Source organism: Microbacterium sp. USTB-Y (assembly GCF_023703415.1).
GTDB lineage: Bacteria > Actinomycetota > Actinomycetes > Actinomycetales > Microbacteriaceae > Microbacterium.
Genome location: NZ_JAGMTU010000001.1, coordinates 504,211 through 523,931, shown reverse-complemented (window position 1 = coordinate 523,931; position 19,721 = coordinate 504,211). Strand labels below are relative to the sequence as shown.

General features: G+C 71.9%; 17 protein-coding genes. 10 read left to right on the top strand and 7 right to left on the bottom strand.

All coding sequences use genetic code 11. The features are described from left to right. The first annotated feature begins 37 nt into the window (after positions 1-37). The 4 genes from J8G10_RS02345 to J8G10_RS02330 are packed head-to-tail and all read left to right on the top strand — an operon-like array spanning position 38 to position 3,981. Complete coding sequence (locus J8G10_RS02345; protein ID WP_251438911.1) at positions 38-1,030, top strand: siderophore ABC transporter substrate-binding protein; 993 nt, start codon at positions 38-40, stop codon at positions 1,028-1,030. A 20-nt stretch (positions 1,031-1,050) separates the two neighbouring features. Continuing rightward, complete coding sequence (locus J8G10_RS02340) at positions 1,051-2,058, top strand: ABC transporter permease (protein ID WP_251438909.1); 1,008 nt, start codon at positions 1,051-1,053, stop codon at positions 2,056-2,058. Continuing rightward, the gene (locus J8G10_RS02335) at positions 2,051-3,100 is read left to right on the top strand and encodes an iron chelate uptake ABC transporter family permease subunit (protein ID WP_251438908.1); all 1,050 of its coding nucleotides are present in this window, start codon (positions 2,051-2,053) and stop codon (positions 3,098-3,100) included. The genes J8G10_RS02340 and J8G10_RS02335 overlap by 8 nt, the downstream gene beginning before the upstream one ends. Beyond that, complete coding sequence (locus J8G10_RS02330; protein WP_251438906.1) at positions 3,097-3,981, top strand: ABC transporter ATP-binding protein; 885 nt, start codon at positions 3,097-3,099, stop codon at positions 3,979-3,981. The genes J8G10_RS02335 and J8G10_RS02330 overlap by 4 nt, the downstream gene beginning before the upstream one ends. A gap of 188 nt (positions 3,982-4,169) precedes the next feature. Here the strand turns inward: J8G10_RS02330 and J8G10_RS02325 are convergent, their stop codons facing one another. Further along, positions 4,170-5,117: a DNA-3-methyladenine glycosylase gene (locus J8G10_RS02325; protein WP_251438903.1), complete on the bottom strand. Its 948-nt coding sequence runs from the start codon at positions 5,115-5,117 to the stop codon at positions 4,170-4,172. A gap of 184 nt (positions 5,118-5,301) precedes the next feature. Next, positions 5,302-6,024 carry a winged helix-turn-helix domain-containing protein gene (locus J8G10_RS02320; RefSeq protein WP_251438901.1) on the bottom strand — a complete coding sequence of 241 codons (723 nt, stop codon included), beginning with the start codon at positions 6,022-6,024 and terminating at the stop codon, positions 5,302-5,304. 328 nt (positions 6,025-6,352) lie between these two features. On the opposite strand from J8G10_RS02320, the gene J8G10_RS02315 reads away from it, so the two are divergent. The 3 genes from J8G10_RS02315 to J8G10_RS02305 all read left to right on the top strand — a co-directional run bounded on the left by J8G10_RS02315 (position 6,353) and on the right by J8G10_RS02305 (position 11,062). Continuing rightward, on the top strand, positions 6,353-6,661 hold the full coding sequence (locus tag J8G10_RS02315) for a GNAT family N-acetyltransferase (RefSeq protein WP_251438899.1): 309 nt from the start codon (positions 6,353-6,355) through the stop codon (positions 6,659-6,661). 130 nt (positions 6,662-6,791) lie between these two features. Continuing rightward, positions 6,792-8,039: an exonuclease SbcCD subunit D gene (locus tag J8G10_RS02310; protein WP_251438897.1), complete on the top strand. Its 1,248-nt coding sequence runs from the start codon at positions 6,792-6,794 to the stop codon at positions 8,037-8,039. Beyond that, positions 8,039-11,062, top strand: a complete 3,024-nt coding sequence (locus tag J8G10_RS02305) for an AAA family ATPase (protein WP_251438895.1) — start codon at positions 8,039-8,041, stop codon at positions 11,060-11,062. Before J8G10_RS02310 ends, J8G10_RS02305 begins: the two co-directional genes overlap by 1 nt. Before the next feature lie 19 nt (positions 11,063-11,081). Here the strand turns inward: J8G10_RS02305 and J8G10_RS02300 are convergent, their stop codons facing one another. The 4 genes from J8G10_RS02300 to J8G10_RS02285 all read right to left on the bottom strand — a co-directional run bounded on the left by J8G10_RS02300 (position 11,082) and on the right by J8G10_RS02285 (position 15,660). After that, entirely contained in the window at positions 11,082-12,236 is a 1,155-nt protein-coding gene (locus J8G10_RS02300; protein ID WP_251438893.1) for a thiolase family protein, read from the bottom strand. Between the two features lie 70 nt (positions 12,237-12,306). Further along, positions 12,307-14,127: a glutamine--fructose-6-phosphate transaminase (isomerizing) gene (gene glmS / locus J8G10_RS02295; RefSeq protein WP_251438891.1), complete on the bottom strand. Its 1,821-nt coding sequence runs from the start codon at positions 14,125-14,127 to the stop codon at positions 12,307-12,309. Between the two features lie 40 nt (positions 14,128-14,167). Then, positions 14,168-14,428 (bottom strand): hypothetical protein, encoded by a 261-nt coding sequence (locus J8G10_RS02290; protein ID WP_251438890.1) that lies wholly within the window; start codon positions 14,426-14,428, stop codon positions 14,168-14,170. 74 nt (positions 14,429-14,502) lie between these two features. Further along, the gene (locus J8G10_RS02285) at positions 14,503-15,660 is read right to left on the bottom strand and encodes an acyl-CoA dehydrogenase family protein (protein WP_251438888.1); all 1,158 of its coding nucleotides are present in this window, start codon (positions 15,658-15,660) and stop codon (positions 14,503-14,505) included. An 86-nt stretch (positions 15,661-15,746) separates the two neighbouring features. On the opposite strand from J8G10_RS02285, the gene J8G10_RS02280 reads away from it, so the two are divergent. Beyond that, the gene (locus tag J8G10_RS02280; RefSeq protein WP_251438886.1) at positions 15,747-16,325 is read left to right on the top strand and encodes a TetR/AcrR family transcriptional regulator; all 579 of its coding nucleotides are present in this window, start codon (positions 15,747-15,749) and stop codon (positions 16,323-16,325) included. Positions 16,326-16,335: 10 nt separating this feature from the next. Here J8G10_RS02280 and J8G10_RS02275 read toward each other — a convergent pair whose 3' ends face one another. Then, positions 16,336-16,950 (bottom strand): TetR/AcrR family transcriptional regulator, encoded by a 615-nt coding sequence (locus J8G10_RS02275; protein ID WP_251438884.1) that lies wholly within the window; start codon positions 16,948-16,950, stop codon positions 16,336-16,338. 166 nt (positions 16,951-17,116) lie between these two features. Between J8G10_RS02275 and J8G10_RS02270 the strand changes: the two genes are divergently transcribed. Both J8G10_RS02270 and J8G10_RS02265 read left to right on the top strand, forming a co-directional pair. After that, on the top strand, positions 17,117-18,589 hold the full coding sequence (locus tag J8G10_RS02270) for an APC family permease (protein ID WP_251438882.1): 1,473 nt from the start codon (positions 17,117-17,119) through the stop codon (positions 18,587-18,589). Beyond that, positions 18,586-19,707, top strand: coding sequence for a P1 family peptidase (locus J8G10_RS02265; protein ID WP_251438881.1), 1,122 nt, complete (start codon positions 18,586-18,588; stop codon positions 19,705-19,707). The genes J8G10_RS02270 and J8G10_RS02265 overlap by 4 nt, the downstream gene beginning before the upstream one ends. Positions 19,708-19,721: the final 14 nt, after the last annotated feature.

The window sequence follows — 19,721 nt, the reverse complement described above, 5'->3', positions numbered from 1 at the left end:
ATTCACACAGCACATCCCGCAGAACAGGAGCATCTCCATGTCCGTGCCTCGGATCCTCACCGCCACCGCGCTCGGCCTCGCCGCCGTCGTCGCCCTAGCCGGCTGCGCCTCCGGCCCCGCTTCCGCGCCCACGGAGAGCGCGAAGGCGAGCACCGTGACCGTCGAGGACAACAACGGGAAGCACACGATCGCCACGCCGCCGGCGTCGGTCGTCGCCACCGACAACCGCACGTTCCAGACGCTCGCGGACTGGGGCATCCCGGTCACCGCCGCGGCGGTGTCCCTCATGCCGGAGACGGTCTCCTACGTCAAGGACAAGAGCATCGTCGACCTCGGCACCCACATGGAGCCCGACCTCGAGGCGGTCGTCGCCGTGGCGCCGGACGTCATCGTCAACGGGCAGCGCTTCACCCAGCACCACGACAAGCTCGCCGCCCTTGTCCCCGATGCGACGATCCTCGAGCTCGACCCGCGCGACGGCAAGCCGTTCGACGCAGAGCTGAAGCGTCAGGTGACGGTGCTGGGCGAGGTCTTCGGCAAGCAGAAGGAGGCGAAGAAGCTGGTCTCCGACTTCGAGGCGGCCGCGGAGCGCGCCAAGAAGGCCTACGACGGATCCGGCGTGATGGCGGTCACCACCTCGGGCGGCAAGATCGGCTACCTCGCGCCGACCGTCGGCCGCACCCTCGGCCCGGTGTTCGACATCCTCGGTCTCAAGCCCGCCCTGCAGGTGGAGGGCGCGGACGACAACCACAAGGGCGACGACATCTCGGTCGAGGCGATCGCCGCGTCGAACCCGTCCTGGATCCTCGTGATGGACCGCGACGCGGTGTTCGCGAAGGACGACCCCTCCTACGTGCAGGCCGCCGACATCCTGGAGAAGAACCAGGCGCTCGCCTCGGTCACCGCGATCCAGCAGAAGCACGTCGTCTACATGCCCACCGACACCTACCTCAACGAGGGCATCCAGACGTACACGACGTTCCTGAACTCCTTCGCCGACGCTCTGGAGAAGAGCGCGAAGAAGAGCTGACCCGACGCAGGAGAAAGCGCATGCTGACTCTTCGCCCGCGCGCGACGGCCGGCCGGACCCTGCGTCCGGTCGGCCGTCGGGCGCGGCTCTTCGACCCCGCGCTGCTCGTCGGAGCCGTCGTCGTCGCGGGCCTGCTGGTCCTGTCGCTGTTCGTCGGCGTCTACGACGTGACCGGATCCGCCGACGGCGCAGAGATGTTCGCGATCACGCGCATCCCGCGCACGACCGCGCTCGTGCTCGCGGGCGCCTCGATGGCGATGGCGGGCCTCGTGATGCAGATGCTCACGCAGAACCGCTTCGTCGAGCCGACCACCACCGGCACGACGGAGTGGGCCGGGCTCGGCCTGCTCGCTGTCTCGATCCTCGTCCCGCATCCGAGCATCCCGCTGCGCATGCTCGGAGCGGTCCTCTGCGCCTTCGCCGGCACCCTGGTGTTCTTCGCGTTCCTGCGCCGGGTGTCGCTGCGCTCGTCGCTCATCGTGCCGATCGTCGGGATCATGCTGGGCGCGGTGGTCGGATCCGTCTCGACCTATCTCGCTCTCGCGACCGACACGCTGCAGACGCTCGGGGTGTGGTTCGCCGGCAGCTTCACGTCGGTGCTGCGCGGGCAGTACGAGCTGCTCTGGATCGTGGCGGTCGTCGGGGTGGTCGTCTTCGTCGTCGCCGACCGCTTCACGCTCGCGGGGCTGGGTGAGGAGATCGCGACGAACGCCGGCCTGAACCACGGCCGGGTCGTGCTGCTCGGCACGGTGCTCATCGCCGCGACCACGGGCATGGTGACCGTGGTCGTCGGCAACCTGCCCTTCGTGGGACTCATCGTGCCGAACGTGGTGTCGATGATCCGCGGCGACGACCTGCGCAGCAACCTGCCCTGGGTGTGCCTGCTGGGCGTGGGCCTCGTCACCGTGTGCGACCTCATCGGACGCACGATCATCATGCCGTTCGAGGTGCCGGTGTCGCTGGTGCTGGGCCTCGTCGGAGCCGCGGTGTTCATCGTGCTGATCCTGAGGCAGCGTCCCCGTGGCTGAGGTGCTGGCCGCCGCCCCGGCGCGAACCGCAGCGGCGGGAGGGCGCACGTCGGGTGCGTTCCCGACCGCGGGGGCGAGGCGACGGTACGTCCTGGTGGTCGCCGTGCTCACCCTGCTCGCCGCGGCGTCGCTGATCGGGCTGCTCGTGCACGGCAACCCCGTGCCGTTCGGCACCGCCGGCTTCTGGCGCATCGTTCAGCTGCGGGTCACGAGCGTGCTGGTGATCCTGGTGGTCGCGATCGCGCAGGCCACGGCGACCGTGGCGTTCCAGACGGCGGCGAACAACCGCATCGTGACCCCCTCGATCATGGGCTTCGAGTCGCTCTACACGGCGGTGCAGACCACGGCCGTGTTCGTCCTCGGCGCGGCCGGGGTCACCGCGCTCCAGGGCGTCCCGCAGTTCGCGCTGCAGGTCGTGCTGATGACCGGGTTCGCCGTCGCGCTCTACGGATGGCTGCTCTCGGGGCGGCGCGGGAGCATGCACGTGATGCTGCTGATCGGGATCGTGATCGGCGGCGGGCTCGGCGCGGTGTCGACGTTCATGCAGCGGCTGCTGACCCCGAGCGAGTTCGACGTGCTCGCCGCCCGTCTGTTCGGCAGCGTGGCGAACGCCGACGCGTCCTACCTGCCGCTCGCGATCCCGCTGTGCCTCGCCGCGTCCACGCTGCTGTTCACGCGTGCGCGCCGGCTGAACGTGCTGGCGCTGGGCCCCGACGCCGCCAACGCCCTGGGCGTCGGCCATCGCCGCGAGCAGCTCCGGGTGCTGCTCCTCGTCGCCGTGCTGATGGCCACCTCGACCGCGCTGGTCGGGCCGATGACGTTCCTCGGCTTCCTCGTGGCGACCCTCGCGTACCAATGGGCTGACACCCACGACCACCGGCTCGTGCTTCCCGTGGCGGTGCTCACCGCCGTCGTCGTGCTGGGCGGCGCGTACTTCGTGCTGAAGCACGTCTTCTCGGCGCAGGGAGCCGTCTCCATCATCATCGAGCTGGTCGGCGGATCCGTCTTCCTGCTCGTCCTCCTCAGGAAGGGCCGTCTATGAACGCCGCCGACGGAACCGCGAGACCGAATCCGGCTCCCGAGACCGACGATGAGATCGTGGGTCTCGGGACGCGGGTTCGGTCTCGCGAGCATGCGAAGCGCGCCGGCGCGTCCGGATCCGGACCCGGGATCTCGATCGCGGGGGTGCGCAAGCGCTACGGCGACGAGGTCGCGATCGGCCCGGTCGACCTGGAGATCCCGGCCGGGGGCGTGACCGCGCTGATCGGCCCGAACGGCGCCGGGAAGTCGACGCTGCTCACGATGATCGGGCGGCTGCTCGGGATGGACGAGGGATCCATCCGGATCTCGGGCTTCGACGTGGGCACCACGCGGTCGAAGGACCTTGCCACGGTCGTGTCGATCCTGCGCCAGGAGAACCACTTCGTCACCCGGCTCACCGTGCGCCAGCTCGTGGGCTTCGGCCGGTTCCCGCACTCGCGCGGTCGGATCACGCGCGCGGACGAGGAGGTCGTGAGCAGGGCGATCGACTTCCTCGAACTGGGCGAGCTGGAGAAGCGCTACCTGGACGAGCTCTCCGGAGGGCAGCGGCAGCGCGCCTATGTCGCGATGGTGCTCGCGCAGGACACGGGAACCGTGCTGCTGGACGAACCGCTCAACAACCTCGACATGAAGCACGCCGTGCGCATGATGCGGCACCTGCAGCGCATCTCGGACGAGCTCGGCAAGAGCGTCGTCGTGGTGCTGCACGACATCAACTTCGCCGCCCGCTACGCCGACCGGATCTGCGCCATGAAGGACGGCGAGGTCGTCGCGTTCGGCCCTGTCGCCGACATCATGCGCGGCGACGTGCTCACCGACGTGTTCGAGACCCCCGTCAGCGTGATCGACGGGCCGGACGGGCCGCTCGCCGTCTGGCACTGAGCCGTCCTGACGCCGAGGTCAGCGGGCGACAGCCGCTGCGCTCCCTGGCGTGCGACGATCAGCACACCTCGTCGCGATCGGCACACGGATCCGGCGCTCTCCTGCGCTGATCGTCACAGCGTGTGCCGATCGTCGCAGGACCGGGCGACGGGCGCAGCGCGGGATCAGGAAGGCACGCGGGCCCGAGGTCAGCGGGTGCGGTGGTCCTCGGGAGCGAGGCGCGGGCCGCGGCGGGGCTCGGCCGCGCCGCTCAGACGGATGAGCCGCACGACCCGCTGCCGGTGGCCGGCCCACGGCGCGAGCAGCGCCAGCATGCCGTCGTCGTCGGTCCGATGACCGGTGAGCGCGAAGCCGACCTCGTGGGCGAGGTGGTAGTCGCCCACGCTCACGGCGTCGGGATCGCCGAGGGCGCGGATCCGGGTCTCGGCGGCGGTCCAGGGCCCGATCCCGGGCAGGCTCGTCAGCGCGGCGTCGCGGGCGGCGCCGTCGCCGGCGGCGAGCACGGCACGTTCGAGGCTGGGCGCGCGCTCGGCCGCCCGCACGAGGGTGCGGGACTGCGGCGGCTGCACGCCCGCGCGATGCCAGGCCCAGGAGGGGATCCGGCGCCAGCCCTCGGCATCGGGGGCGACCGTCATCGGGCGCGGGACGGGGCCCGGCGCAGGGTCGCCGAAGCGCGTGACGAGCAGGCGCCAGGCGCCGTACGCCTGCAGGCCGGTGACCTTCTGCTCGAGGATCACGCCGCTGAGCGCGTCGAACACGGCGCCGGTGCGCGTGAGGCGCAGACCGGGGTTGCGCCGCGCGGTCGCGGCGATCAGGGGATGCGCGGACGGGTCGAACCCGTCCGGGTCGTCGAGTGCTCCGCACAGTGCGGGCAGGAGGTCGAGGGCGGCGTCGGCCCCGGGCCCCCAGGCGCTCGCGCGCACCTCGCCCGACGCCGGTCGCAGCGCGAGCGTGGCGATCCCGGCGGCCGTGCGCAGCGCGAGCCAGATCACGGATCCGTCGCGGACGACCGTGGGGTCCTTCGGCCCGCGCCGCAGGATGCCGACCGTCTCGTGCAGATCGAGCGGCGCGCGCGGGCGGTACGAGGTCTCCCGCATCGTCCACGCACGCGGGGCGGGATCCGCGGCGAGGGTCATGGGAACACCCTAGATCCGGCGGCCGACAGGGGCGCTCAGGATCCGGATCCTCGGGGCGTTCGCCGATCGCGCCGGGGCCGTCGAGCGCACGAGAAGTCGCCGAGTGCACCGGACCTCTGCGTCGAAAAGCCGTGCGGTCGTCAGGATCCCGTGCGGTCGGCGGGATCCCGCGGGACCGGTGGGTTCAGAACCGGTCGGGGGAGGGGGTGCCCACGCCGTAGCGGATCGCGACGTCGGCGTGGCGGTCGAAGCGGTAGCCGACGCCGCGGACGGTGCGCACGATGTCCTCGTAGCGGCCGAGCTTGGCGCGCAGCCGGCGCACGTGCACGTCGATGGTGCGCTCTCCGGGGGCCTCCTCGTCGGAGGTCTGCCACAGCGCGCCGACGAGCTCGCTGCGCTCGATCGTCGAGCCCTCGCGCAGCACGAGGTACTGCAGCAGCTCGAACTCCTTGTACGTGAACGCGGCCGAGTCGCCGTCGATCAGCACGCGCTTGCGGGAGATGTCGACGACGACGCCGCCGCCGTCCTCCGGCTCGCGCTCCTCGGCCTCCGCCTTGGAGCGGGCGATCGCGCCGGGCTCGTGCAGCGCGAGGCGCACGACGTCGAGGTCGCGCCCGCCGGTGCCCTGCGGGGCGAGGGCGACCGTGGCGTGGGTCTCGGCGTCGGGGGCCAGCTCGGCGAGGGTGCGGCGCAGCGCGTCGACGAGCAGCGGGAGGCTCACGCCGTTCGTGGCGGCCTTGAGCTCGTCGATGCCGACGTAGAGGGCGAAGCCGCGCGGCGAGCGGGCCGGCGGGGCGTCGACCGCGGGGGCCGGGGCGTCGATCTGGGTGCGCGGCACGGCGTGCAGACGCGGGGCGGCGACGGGGGCGGCGGTGACGGGACGCTCGAGGAGGGCGGTGTTCGACATGATGATGGGTCCTTGAAAGGAAGGAGTCGGTCGGAGACTCGGAGAGTGTTGCGAAGAGACCGGCGAGCCGGAGGAACGAGCACGCGGATGGGTGCTCGAGACTCAGCCCGCGAAGATCACGACGAGCGAGTCAGACAGAGTTCTGTGGCTTCAGCGACACATTCGGCAACACATGCCAACGCAACCGGGCATCATCATCCCGGTCGTCCCGTTCGCCTCCTGGGCGGACATGGGGCGTGCGTTGGTGGTCATGGGGCCGATTATTACCGACGGTGACCAACAATGTCAAAACGAGCCGCCTCCGCGCGTCGGCGGTTAGCGTGGGACGGTGGCGATCTCTTCAGACTCGGATCGGTTCGTGCTCACCCGCGAGGACGACGCGTCGCGCTACACGCTCACGCGCGACGGCGTGCTGGTGAGCGTGCTCGACTACCGTGACGACGGGCGCACCATGGCGCTGACGAGGGCCTTCACGATCCCGTCTTTCCGCGGATCCGGCTATGCCGCGGTGCTCGTCGCGAGGGCCGTCGACGACATCGCGCACCGCGGCGACCGACGCATCGACGCGGTCTGCTGGTACGTCGCGGACTGGTTCGACGCGCATCCCGAGCGGGCCGATCTGCTGCGCGTGCGCTGAGCCCTATCGCCCCGCGCGGCGTGTGTGACGTTGTGTTACGCGGACGGCTTCGACCCGTCGTCGCGGCTCTGCTGCCGCCTCCCGGCACGCCTCGGGCGCAATGTCGGACCCCGTCCGTAGCGTTGAGGGCATGAAGATCCTGCACACCTCGGACTGGCACATCGGCCGGACCTTCCACGGGCACGCCACCCTGGAAGCGCTCGCCGAGGTGCTCGCCGCGCTGGTCGCGCAGGTGCGGGAGAACGACGTCGACGTGGTCGTCGTCGCCGGCGACGTGTTCGACTCGGCGACCCCGTCCGCCCCCGCCTACACGCTGCTCACCGATACGCTCGTCGCCCTGCACGCCACGGGCGCGCGGGTGATCGTGACCAGCGGCAACCACGACTCCGCGGCCCGGCTGGGCTTCCAGGCGCGACTGCTGCGCGAGGGGATCCATGTCGTCACGGATCCGACCGGCATCGGCGAGCCGATCACGATCGAGGACGCGGACGGACCCGTGCGGTTCTTCGGCATCCCGTACCTCGAGCCCGCGATCGTCCGACAGCATGCCGCCTTCCAGAAGCCCGCCTTCCAGAAGCCCGCCTTCCAGAAGCCCGCCCTTCAGAAGCCCGCGTCGCCGCAGCCTGCCGGCGCGACCGAGGACGACGGGCGGCCGCTGCGCACGCAGGCGCAGACGCTCGCGCGCGCGATGGGCCTCGTGCGCGCCGGGATGGCGGAGCACCCCGGCCGCGCGGTCGTGATCGCGCACTGCTTCGCCGCCGGTGTCGACGCGACCACGGGGCTCGAACGCGAGATCCGCCAGGGCGGCATCGACATGGTGCCGGTGTCGCTGTTCGAGGGCGTCGACTACGTGGCGCTCGGGCACATCCACGGGCGGCAGGCGCTCACCGATCGGGTGCGGTACGCCGGGGCGCCCCTGCACTACAGCTTCGGCGAGCAGCACAAGCCCCGCGGCTCGTGGCTCATCGAGCTCGCGGCGGACGGCGCCGTTGACGCGCGATGGCTGGAGCTGCCCGTGCCGCGCCGGCTCGTGACGCTGACCGGATCCTTCGCGGACATCCTCTCGCCGGAGAACGTCGCGGCGCACGCCGACGACTGGGTGTGCGCGGTCTACACCGACGACCTGCCGCAGACCGAGCCCATGCGCCGCCTGCGCGAGAGGTTCCCGTTCTGCGCGCTCGTGCAGCACGAGCCCCTGCGCACGGCCGCGGTCGAGGAGCGCTCCTACACCGAACGGCTGCGCACCGCGGCGACCGACGAGGAGCGCATCGACGGCTTCCTCGCCCATGTGCGCGGCGGCGCCGGGGCGAGCCCGCAGGAGCAGGAGCTGATTCGCGAGGTGCTCGACGACCGCACGCGGGCGGAGGCGCTCGTCTAGTGCAGCTGCATCGTCTCGAGATCGAGGGCTTCGGCCCGTTCCTGCGGCGTCAGACGATCGACTTCGACGCGTTCGCCGCGGACGGCGTCTTCCTGATCGGCGGTCGCACGGGGGCGGGCAAGTCGAGCATCCTCGATGCGGTCTGCTTCGGTCTCTACGGCAACGTGCCCCGCTACGAGGGCGGTGAGAAGCGCCTGCGCAGCGATCACTGCGAACCCGCGGATCCGACCGAGGTCGTCGTGGAGTTCAGCACCGTCTCCGGCCGATACCGGGTCACGCGCTCGCCCGAGTACCAGCGCCCCGCCAAGCGCGGCGGCGGTCTGACCAAACAGGCGTCGGCGGTGGCGCTCGACGAGCTCGTCGGCGGGGAGTGGATCGGCCGGGCCGCGCGCGAGGTCGACGTCGCGCACGCGCTCGACGAGATCCTGCAGCTGAACCTCCAGCAGTTCCTCCAGGTGATCCTGCTCGCGCAGGGGCGGTTCGCGCGGTTCCTGCTCGCCGACAGCCGGGAACGCCAGTCGCTGCTGCGGCGTCTCTTCGGCACCGGCCGGTTCGAGGACTATCAGAATCGTTTCGACGACCGCCGTCGCGCGTCGGAGCAGGCGCTCGGCGCGGGTCGGGCGAGCGTGAGCGCTCGCGTCGAGCAGGCCGAGAAGCTCGTCGCGGAGAACGGGCTGCAGGGCGCCGATCAGAGCGGCCTCGAGGGGGAAGCGGACCCTCCGGGGGGCGAGTCTGCGGCCTCCTCGCTCGACGAGCGGCTGGAGGCCCTGGGCCGGGCCAGGGCGCGGGCCGACTACCGCGAGGAGCAGCGCCGTCAGGAGCGCGACCTCGCCGAGGCCGCCCACCGCGCGGCGACCGCCGCGCTCGCCTCGGCCCGTGAGGAGAAGCAGGCGCAGACGGAGCGGGATCGTGCCCGCGCCGCGCTCGTCGTGCTCGACGCCGCCGCCGACCGGATCGCCGCGGATCGGCGCACGCTCGACGACGCCCGGGCTGCGGAGGCGCTGCGCCCTGTGCTGAGCGCGGCGGAGCGCACCGCCGCCGCCTCGGCCGCTGCGACCGCCGCGGAGGCCGCGGCCCGCGACTCCTGGCGGGCGTGCACCGCGGCCGATGCCGAGGCGCCGGACGGCTCCGCCGCGGATGCGCTGCGCACCTGGGCCTCCGACCTCACCCGATCCAGCGGCGCCTGGCAGCAGGCGGCCGAGGCGGAGGCGCAGCTCGATGCGCACGAGGCCGCGGTGACGGCCGGGGCACGCGAGGCCGAGGCGATCGCCGGGGAGCAGGAGCTCCGCGATCGGGAACGCGCGGCGCTGCCCGAGGCGATCGAGGCGCTGACCGCGGAGCGCGACGCCCTGCGGCGGCGGGCCGACCGCCGGGCCGACCTCGATGCCGTGGTGGCACAGGCCGAAGCCCGACTGCAGGGCGCCCGGGACGTCGCCGCGCTCACCGAGGCGCGGAACGACGCGGAGCGGACCGTCGCCGATCGTGAGCAGGAGGCCGCAGCCGCCTTCGCGCACGCCGCGGACCTGCGGCGCCGTCGCGATGCGGGGATGGCGGGGGAGCTCGCCGAGGCTCTGCGCCCGGGCGAGGCCTGCAGCGTCTGCGGATCCACGGAGCACCCGGCCCCGGCCGTGCACGCGGATCCGGTCTCGCAGGGCGACGTCGCCGAGGCCACGGAAGCGCGGGAGCGCGCCGCCGAGCTCGTGCGCGCGGCCACGAAGGCGCTGGCCGCACGGGACGCCGACCTGGCCGCCGCCACCGTACGCGCCGACGGGCGCACGGTGGAGACGGCGGAGTCCGAGCTCGCGGCGGCGCGCGCGGAGCGGGATGCCGCCGCTGCCGCGGAGACGGCCCGTGCGGACGCGGACCAGCGCCTCGTCGAGCTGCGGAGCTCTGCCGACCGCCTCGAGACGACGATCGCCGGGCTGTCCGCCCGTCACGCGGAGGCGAATGAGCGCCTCGCCCTTGCCCGTCAGGTGCTCGCCTCCGCCCAGGAGTCCGTCGCACAGGCGCGGGGCGCCTTCACCACCGTCGCCGCGCGGCTCGACGACGCGGCCGTCCGCATCGCCGCCGCGCAGGCGCTCGCGGCGGCGATCGCGGAGCGCGAATCCCGGTCCGAGGCGGCCTCGGTCGCGCGTGCCGAGCAGCAGGAGGCGTTGATCGCGTCGCCCTTCGACGACGCGACGGCCGTCGGAGCCGCGCTGCGCAGCCCCGCGGATCAGGCCGCGCTCGAGGAGCGGATCACGGCGCACGCGGCCGAGCGCACGAAGGAGCGGGCGATCCTGCTCGACCTGGAGCTGCGCACTCTTCCCGACGAGCCGATCGACCTCGCGCCGTACGAGCGCGCAGAGGCCGAGGCGCGCGCGGCCTGGACGACGGCGGTGGATGAGGCGAGCAGATCCCGCGTCACCGCCGCACAGCTCGGATCCCTGATCGAGTCCGCCGCGGCCGAGCACGCGCGCGGCGCCGCAGCGGCGCAGGAGCACGAGGTCCTGCAGCAGCTCGCAGACGCCGTCGCCGGTCGCGGGGCAAACACGTATCGGATGAACCTGGAGACCTTCGTGCTCGCCGCCGAGCTCGAGGAGATCGTCGCGGCCGCGAATCTGCGCCTCGCGGACATGTCCTCCGGGCGCTACCAGCTGCAGCACAGCGACGCCCGCGCCGCGCGCGGCGCCGCATCCGGCCTCGGCATCGTGGTGTTCGACGCGTTCACCGGCCAGACCCGGCCCGCCCAGTCGCTCTCCGGCGGCGAGACGTTCCTCGGCTCGCTCGCCCTCGCCCTCGGGCTGGCGGAGGTCGTCACCGCCCGTGCGGGCGGCATCCAGCTTGACACCCTGTTCATCGACGAGGGCTTCGGATCCCTCGACGGGGAGACGCTCGACGTGGCCATGCGCACGCTCGACGAGCTGCGCGCGGGTGGCCGCACGGTCGGCGTCATCAGCCACGTCGAGGCGATGCAGGAGCAGATCCCGGCGCAGATCACCGTCCGCACGACCCCCGACGGGCCGAGCGTGATCGAGTCCTGAGCCGCCGCGTACCTGCCGCTCAGACCAGTTCGTACACCGTCGCGTTCGCCATACCGCCGCCCTCGCACATCGTCTGCAGGCCGTAGCGGATCCCGCTCTGGCGCATGTGGTGCAGCAGGGTCGTCGCGAGGCGCGCGCCGGATCCGCCGAGGGGGTGCCCGAGGGCGATCGCCCCGCCGCGCGGGTTGACGAGGGCGGGATCCGCTCCGGTCTCCTCGAGCCAGGCGAGCACGACCGGGGCGAAGGCCTCGTTCACCTCGAAGGCGCCGATGTCGCCGATGCCGAGGCCCGCCCGCTCGAGCACCTTCGCCGTCGCCGGGATGGGCCCGGTGAGCATGAGGATCGGATCCGATCCGACGACCGCGACGCTGTGCACGCGGGCGAGGGGGACCAGCCCGAGCTCGGCGGCGCGGGCGCTCGTCATCATGAGCACGGCGGCCGCGCCGTCGGAGATCTGCGAGGCGCTGCCGGCGGTCACCACCCCGCCCTCGAGGAACGGCGTCGGGAGCGTCGCCAGCCGTTCGACCGAGGAGTCGGCGCGGATGCCCTGATCGGTCGTGACCATTCCCGTGGCCGTCTCCACGGGGACGATCTCGTCCGCGAACAGTCCGGCAGCGGTCGCCGCCGCCGCCCGCTGGTGCGAGCGCACCGAGAACTCGTCGAGGTCGGTGCGCGTGAGGCCCCACTTCTGCGCGATGAGCTCGGCCCCCACACCCTGGTTGCCCAGATCCGGATAGCGCTCGTGCATGAGCGGACCGTAGGGGTCCTGACCCACGACGCTGGAGAACATCGGCACGCGGGACATGACCTCGACGCCACCCGCGACCACGATGTCGGCGTAGCCGGCGATGATCGCGGCGGCGGCGCTCTGGATCGCCTGCTGCGACGAGCCGCACTGCCGGTCGATGGTCATTCCCGGCACCTGCTCGGGCAATCCTGCGGCGAGGGCGGCGTTGCGCCCCACGTTGAAGGACTGCTCCCCGACCTGCGACACGCAGCCCCAGATCACGTCGTCGACGAGATCCGGATCCACTCCGGTCTCGGCGAGCACCGCACGGATCGGGTGGGTGGAGAGGTCGACCGGGTGCACGCCGCTGAAGACCCCGCGCTCGGGCTTGCCGATCCCGACCGCGGTGCGGCGCGCGGCGACGATGACCGCGTCTCTGCTGCTCATGGATCCATTGTCCCTCCGCGCGCGCCGGCGCGGTTCCCTCGGGGTGGTGCGCTCGCGCAGCGACCCGGGCTCACTCCACGGTGACCGACTTCGCGAGGTTGCGCGGCTTGTCGACGTCGTGCCCCAGCAGCACCGCGGCGTGGTAGGCGAGCAGCTGGGTCGGGACGGTCAGCAGGATCGGATCCAGCTCGGGCTCGTTCTTCGGCACGACGATCGTGCGCACGTCGAGGTGCGCGAGATCGACACCCGGGTGCGTGATCGCGATGAGCGGCCCCTTGCGCGCGAGGATCTGCTCGGCGGCGGCGAGGTTGCGGTCGGTCAGCTCGTCCTCCGGGATTACCGCGACCGTCGGCATGTGCGGGTCGATGAGGGCGAGCGGGCCGTGCTTGAGCTCGCTCGCCTGATACGCCTCCGCGTGGATGTAGCTGATCTCCTTGAGCTTCTGCGCGCCCTCCCGCGCGACCGGGAACCCCCGCACGCGGCCGATGTAGAACGCGCTCTGCGCCTTCGCGACCTCTTCGGCGACGACGGAGATCCGCTCGGCGCCGTCGAGGATCTCCCGGATCTGCTCCGGGATGCGCTGCAGGCCGCGCAGGATGCGCTGGCCGTCCGCGTGGGAGAGATCGTGGAGCCGTCCCAGGTGCAGCGCGAGCAGCGCGAAGGACAGCGCCATGTTCGTGAGCGCCTTGGTCGAGGCGACGGAGATCTCCGGTCCCGCGTGCAGGTAGATGCCGCCGTCGACCGTGCGGGCGATGGTCGAGCCCACGACGTTGACCACGCCGATCACGCGTCCGCCCTTGCGCTTGATCTCCTCGACGGCGAAGGCCGTGTCGGCGGTCTCGCCGCTCTGGCTCACCGCGACGTAGAGCGTGTCCGACTCGATGATCGGCTGGCGGTACCGGAACTCCGACGCGGCCTCCGCGTCGGCCGGGATGCGCGCGAGGTCCTCGATGAGCTGGGCGCCCAGCTGGCCCACGTAGTACGCGGATCCGCAGCCGAGGATCTTGATCCGGCGGAAGCCGCGCAGCTCCCGCGGGTCGAGTCCCAGGCCGTCCAGGCGGGCGGTGGCGAACTTCTCGTCCAGCCGGCCGCGCAGCACGGTGGCGGCGGCCTCGGGCTGCTCGTGGATCTCCTTGAGCATGTAGTGCTGGTAGCCGCTGAGCTCGAGGTCCTCGGCGGCGACGCTGATCTCGACCGGCTCCGAGCTGGTCGGGCTGTTGCCGCGGTCGAAGGTCCGGAATCCGGTCGCCGTCACGGTCGCCAGCTCGCCGTCGTTGAGGTGCACGACCTGGTTGGTGTGCCGCACGAGGGCGGCCACGTCGCTGGCCACGAGCATCTCCTTGTCACCGATGCCGATGATCAGCGGGGATCCGCTGCGGGCGAGGACGATCCGCTCCGGGTGCTGCTCGTCCAGCACCGCGAGGGCGTAGGTGCCGGTGATCCGGGCGAGGGCCGCGAGCACGGCCTCCTCGAGGGTCGGCGCGTCGGACTGCGCGATGAGGTGGGCGATGACCTCGGTGTCGGTGTCGCTGCTCAGCTCGACGCCGGACTGCGCGAGCTGGGCGCGCAGGGCTGCCGCGTTGTCGACGATGCCGTTGTGCACCACGCTGATCCGGCCGTCCTGGCTGCGCTGCGGGTGCGCGTTCCGCTCGACCGCGGGGCCGTGCGTCGCCCAGCGGGTGTGACCGATGCCCGCGGTGCCGGTGAGGCGCTTGGGGAGCGCGGCCTCGAGCTCGCGCACCCGGCCGACCCGGCGCACCGAGGTGGTGCCCTTGCTCCCGAGCACGGCGATGCCGGCCGAGTCGTAGCCGCGGTACTCGAGGCGCGTGAGGCCTTCGACGAGGACGGGCGCGGCGGCCTGGTGGCCGATGTATCCGACGATTCCGCACATGATGGAGCTCCTCAGGAGGGGGAAGGGGACGGGGACGCGCTCAGCCGTAGACGATGCGGCGCAGCTGCCGCTCGGAGAGCTCCGGAGCCGCGACGCGACGGTCGCGCAGCTCCGCGGCGATGAGGGCGAAGGCCTCCGCGTTGCGCGTGCCGTAGAGCTGGAGCTCGGCGTGGCGGCGCCGCACGAAGGCTTCGACGGTCTCGTCGTACCAGGCGAGCACGTCGTCGACGACCCGCGCGGCGACGCTCGCCGGCAGACCGGTCGATGCCGCGATCCGCTGGATCAGGTCATCGTCGGTCATGTCACGAGTATGCGGATCCGGAGCCGGAACGACAAGAATCTGCCCGAATTCGGGCAGGAACTATCCTCTCGGTGTCAGAGTCCGAGGCTGCGGGCGATGAGCATGAGCTGCACCTCGGTCGTGCCCTCGCCGACTTCGAGGATCTTCGAGTCGCGGTAGTGGCGGGCCACCCGGTACTCGTTCATGAAGCCGTTGCCGCCGAACACCTGGGTGGCGTCGCGGGCGTTGTCCATCGCGGCCTCGCCGGCGACGAGCTTCGCGATCGCGGCCTCCTGCTTGAACGGCTTGCCGGCGAGCAGGAGCGCCGCCGCGTGGTAGTACGCGCGGCGGGCCACCTGGGCGCGCGCCTCCATGCGGGCGATCTTGAAGGCGATCGCCTGGTGACCGCCGATGTGCGTGCCGAACGCCTGACGCTCCTTGGCGTAGCGCACCGCGTCGTCGACGCAGCCCTGGGCCGCGCCGACCGCGAGGGCGGCGATGGCGATCCGGCCCTCGTCGAGGATCCGCAGGAAGTTGGCGTAGCCGCGGCCGCGCTCGCCGAGCAGGTTCTCCGCGGGCACCCGCACGTCCTGGAACGAGAGCGCGTGCGTGTCCGAGGCGTTCCAGCCGACCTTGTCATAGGGCGGGGCGACATCGAAGCCCGGCGTGCCCGAGGGCACGATGATCGTGGAGATCTCCTTGCCGCGCTCGGTCTCGCCCGTGACCGCGGTGACCGTGACGAACGCGGTGATGTCGGTGCCCGAGTTGGTGATGAACTGCTTCGAGCCGTTGACGACCCACTCCGGGCCGTCGAGTCGCGCGGTCGTCCGCGTGCGGCCCGCGTCGCTGCCGGCGTCGGGCTCGGTCAGGCCGAACGCGCCGAGGGCGGTGCCGGCCGCGAGCGAGGGCAGCCAGCGCTGCTTCTGCTCCTCGGTGCCGAAGCGGAAGATCGGCATGGCGCCGAGCGAGACGCCTGCCTCGAGCGTGATGGCGACGCTCTGATCGACCTTCGCGAGCTCCTCGAGCGCGAGGCAGAGGGCGAAGTAGTCGCCGCCCATGCCGCCGTACTCCTCGGGGAAGGGCAGTCCGAACAGGCCCATCTCGGCCATGCCGGCGACGACCTCGTAGGGGAAGCTGTGCTCGCGGTCGTGCTGCGCCGAGACCGGCGCCACCACCTGCTCGGCGAAGTCGCGGACGGTCGCCGCGAGCTCGCGGTACTCCTCGGGAAGCTCCGACGGGATCGCTTCGGACATGGATCCGCTCCTCAGTGAACGATCGATAACTGAAACAAAGGTTAGCGGGCGTTCACTCGACTGTCCAGGATCGATATCCTTGCCGGATGACCACCGCAAGGGCGCAGGGGAAGGCGCGTACCCGGCAGCGCTTCCTCGATGCCGCGGCGCATCTCTTCGCGGACCGCGGCTTCCACGCGGTCTCGATCGGCGAGCTCGGCACCGCCGTCGGGGTCAGCGGCCCCGCGCTCTACCGCCATTTCGCGAGCAAGGACGCGATGCTCGAGGAGATCCTGCTCGGGACGAGCGAGTTCCTCCTGCGGGGCGGGCAGGACATCCTGGCGGCGACGCCCGGATCCGATCGGGAGCTGCTCGACGCGCTGATCGACTTCCACCTGACGTTCGCGCTGACCCATCGGGACGTGATCCGGGTGCAGGATCGCGAGCTGGGCACGCTGCCGGCCGCGGCGAACCGGCAGGTGCGCAAACTGCAGCGGCAGTATCTGACCCTGTGGTCCGAGGTCGTCGCGCGGCTCCGCCCCGAGGTCGCCCCCGCCGATCGGCAGGTGACGATGCACGCGGTGTTCGGCCTGCTGAACTCGACCGCGCACAACACGGTCGCGGGCTCCGCGAACGAGCGCAGGATCCTCACGGAGGCCGCGCGGCAGGTGCTGCTCGGCGCCTGAGGGCCGGGACTCAGCGGCGCAGCGACAGCTCGGCGCAGCCGGTGACGATGCGGGCGTAGCCGAGCACGAGCTCGCGGGCGCGCCGCGGGCCCGCCGACCGGTTGCCGCTGATGATGTGCAGCTCGTAGGCGTCCTCCAGCGAGACGAAGTTCTGCGCCAGATCGATGATGGGCCCGGCGAGGCGGAAGTGCCCCTGCGCGACGCCGAGCTGCAGCGTGGCGAAGTAGAGCGCCACCTGCCGGTCGTACAGGGCCTGCAGCAGCGGGCCCATCGCGGCGCTGCCGCGGCGGAACAGATCGATGTCGTGCATCGCGATGACGAGGGCGTCGTCCTCGCTCTTCGGAATGCCCGCGTCGATCATCACGGCGAGCTGCTCGCGGGCGTCGTCGATGTCGGCCAGCGCCTGCAGGCGGGTCGTGTAGAACCGGTCGCACGCCCAGGTGTACACGTCGTTGATGAGCTGGTCGAGATCGTTGAAGTGGTAGTGCACCGTGCCCGTCGACACGCCGGCGCGCTCGGCGACGTCCTGGATGCGGAGGTTCGCGATGCCGCGGTCGCGGATCGCGTCGAGGGTCGCGAGGATCAGCTGATCGCGACGCTCCGGAGTCTTCTTCGCGCTTGCCATGCGCCCATCCTTGCAGGGCGACGGGGTCGGCCGGCATGTCCTGTACGGATCCGCCTGTCCGATACGCAGTTGACTCGCCAGTCAGAAAATTGAGTTCAAGGATTGACTTAACAGGTGATCTGTTTTTGACTGAGCCGTCAGTTGTCCACAGACGGAAGGCTCGATGATGAGCGATGGACTGCAGGAAGAGCTCGGCGAGGCCGCCGGCGCGAGGGGGGCGAAGGCTCCGGGGATCGTCCCCGACGCCGGGAAGTACGAACAGCAGCTCTCCCGGGGGCTGACCTTCAAGGAGAACATCCTGATCACGCTGTCGGCGGTGACGCCCGCGTCGAGCGTGTTCATCATCGTGCCGGCGATCATCAACGGCATCGGCGGGGCCTCGGCCCTCGCCTTCCTCATCGGCGCCCTCGTCGGCGTCTTCGTCGCGCTCTGCTATGCCGAGCTCTCCAGCGCGTTCCCGATCACGGGCGGCGAGTACGCGTTCGTCGCGCGCACGCTCGGCAAGCCCTGGGGCTTCGGCCTCTTCCTGCTGAACCTGGTCAGCGGCGTGCTCATCATCGGCGTGATCGCCTCGGGTGCGGGCCAGTACCTCGGCGTCCTCTCGAACGCGCTCGGCGGCGGTTGGGTCGGGATCGTCGTGATCCTGGTGACCACCGTGATCGCGTGCCTCGGGATCAAGACCAACGCGTGGGTCACCGGTGTCTTCCTCATCCTGGAGATCGGTGCGCTGGTCGTGCTCACGGTCGTCGGCTTCCTGCACGTGAGCCAGCCGATCTCGACGCTGTGGACCGTGACCACGAGCGGCCCGGGCGGCGCGCTCGTCAGCGCCTCCGCCGGACTCGTGGTCTCGTACACCGCGACCGCGCTGTTCGCGTTCAACGGCTACGGCGCCGCCGTCTACTACGCCGAGGAGACGAAGAACGCGCGCTCCACGATCGGACGGGCGATCCTGTGGTCGCTCGTCATCGCCGTGGTCGCCGAGATCGTCCCCACCATCGCCGTGCTGCTCGGGTCGAAGGATCTGGCCGCCCTCGTCGCCTCTCCCGCCCCGATGACCCAGTTCCTCACCGAGCGCGCCGGTCCGGTCGTCAACACCCTGGTCAGCGTCGGCATCGCGATCGCCGTGATCAACGCCGTGCTCGCGATCATCCTGCAGTTCGGGCGCACCCTGTTCTCCTCCGCGCGCGACCGCTCCTGGCCCGACGCCATCAACCGTCCGCTGGGCCGGATCCACCCGAGGCTGCGCACCCCCGTGGTCGCGACGATCATCGTCGGAGTGATCGCGGCGCTCTGCCTCTGGCTCGTCCCGTTCTCCGTGCTGCTGGTCGCGACGAGCGCCGGCATCGTCATCCTCTACGCCCTCGTCGGCCTCGCCGCGTTCGTCGGACGGATCAACCACACCACCGACGCCGCCGAGTACCGGATGCCGATGTGGCCCGTCGCGCCGATCCTGATGACCCTCGCGACCCTCGGGATCCTCGTGATGAGCCTCATCGCCGACTGGATGCCGGTCGCGGTCGCCGTCGGGATCTTCGCCGTCGGCCTGCTCTACTACGCGCTCTATCTGCGCGGGAAGCCGGACCGCTGGACGCTGCCGCTGCCCGCCGACGAGGAGCTCGAGGACGAGGTGCGCGGATGAGCCGGGACCGCGCGCGCGACCTCGGACTGATCCGCGGGGGTGTTCCCGGCCGGGACAACGCCATCACCGACGTCCCGGGCGTCGAGGTCGGCTACCGCACGCTCATCGAGGACCGCGGGCCGGTGGCCGTGCGCACGGGGGTCACCGCGATCCTGCCGCGCGGGCGGGCCGGCGCGGCGGATCCGGTGGCCGCTGGGGTGCACTCCCTGAACGGCAACGGCGAGATGACCGGATCCGTGTGGATCGCGGAATCCGGCAGCCTCGGCAGCCCGGTGCTGATCACCAACACGCACTCGGTCGGGGCCGCGCACGAGGGCGCGATCCGCTGGATGCTCGACGCCGTCCCCGGGGCGGCGGACCAGTGGCTCCTGCCGGTCGTCGCGGAGACCTGGGACGGGCGGCTCAACGACATCAACGGGCTGAACGTCCGGCCGGAGCACGCCGTGGGCGCGCTGGAGGCGGCGCGACCCGGGCCCGTGGACGAGGGGGCGGTCGGCGGCGGCACGGGCATGATCTGCTACGGCTTCAAGGGCGGATCCGGCACGGCGTCGCGCCGGGTGGCGCTGGGCGACGCCGAGTACACGGTCGGGGTGTTCCTGCAGGCGAACTTCGGCGAGATGTCGGAGCTGACCGTGCAGGGCGTGCGCATCGGGCCGGTGCTCAAGGCCGAGGCGTCCGCGGCGGCGGGGCCGTCCGCGGCGGTCGCGCCCGTCCCGCCGCCGCAGGGGGCGGGCAGCGTGATCGTGGTCGTGGCGACCGATGCGCCGCTGCTGCCGGGGCAGTGCACGGCGATGGCGCGGCGCGTCTCGCTCGGCCTCGCCCGCACGGGGACCGCGGGCTCGCACTTCTCCGGCGACATCTTCCTCGCCTTCTCGACGGCGAACGCGGGAGCGCTCGCGAGCCGCTTCCCCGCCGAGGAGGAGGCGGTCGTGCTCGACGACCTGCGCGCCGTGCCCTGGGGGCGGATGGACGCGCTCTACACCGCCGTGGTCGAGGCGACCGAAGAGGCCGTGCTCAACGTGCTGGTCGCGGGCGAGGACATGGTCGGCCACAAGCAGAGCGTCTCGGGCCTGCCGATCGAGCGGGTGCGGGAGCTGCTGGCGGGGCGAGCGGGGTAGGGCTGCGGGCGGTC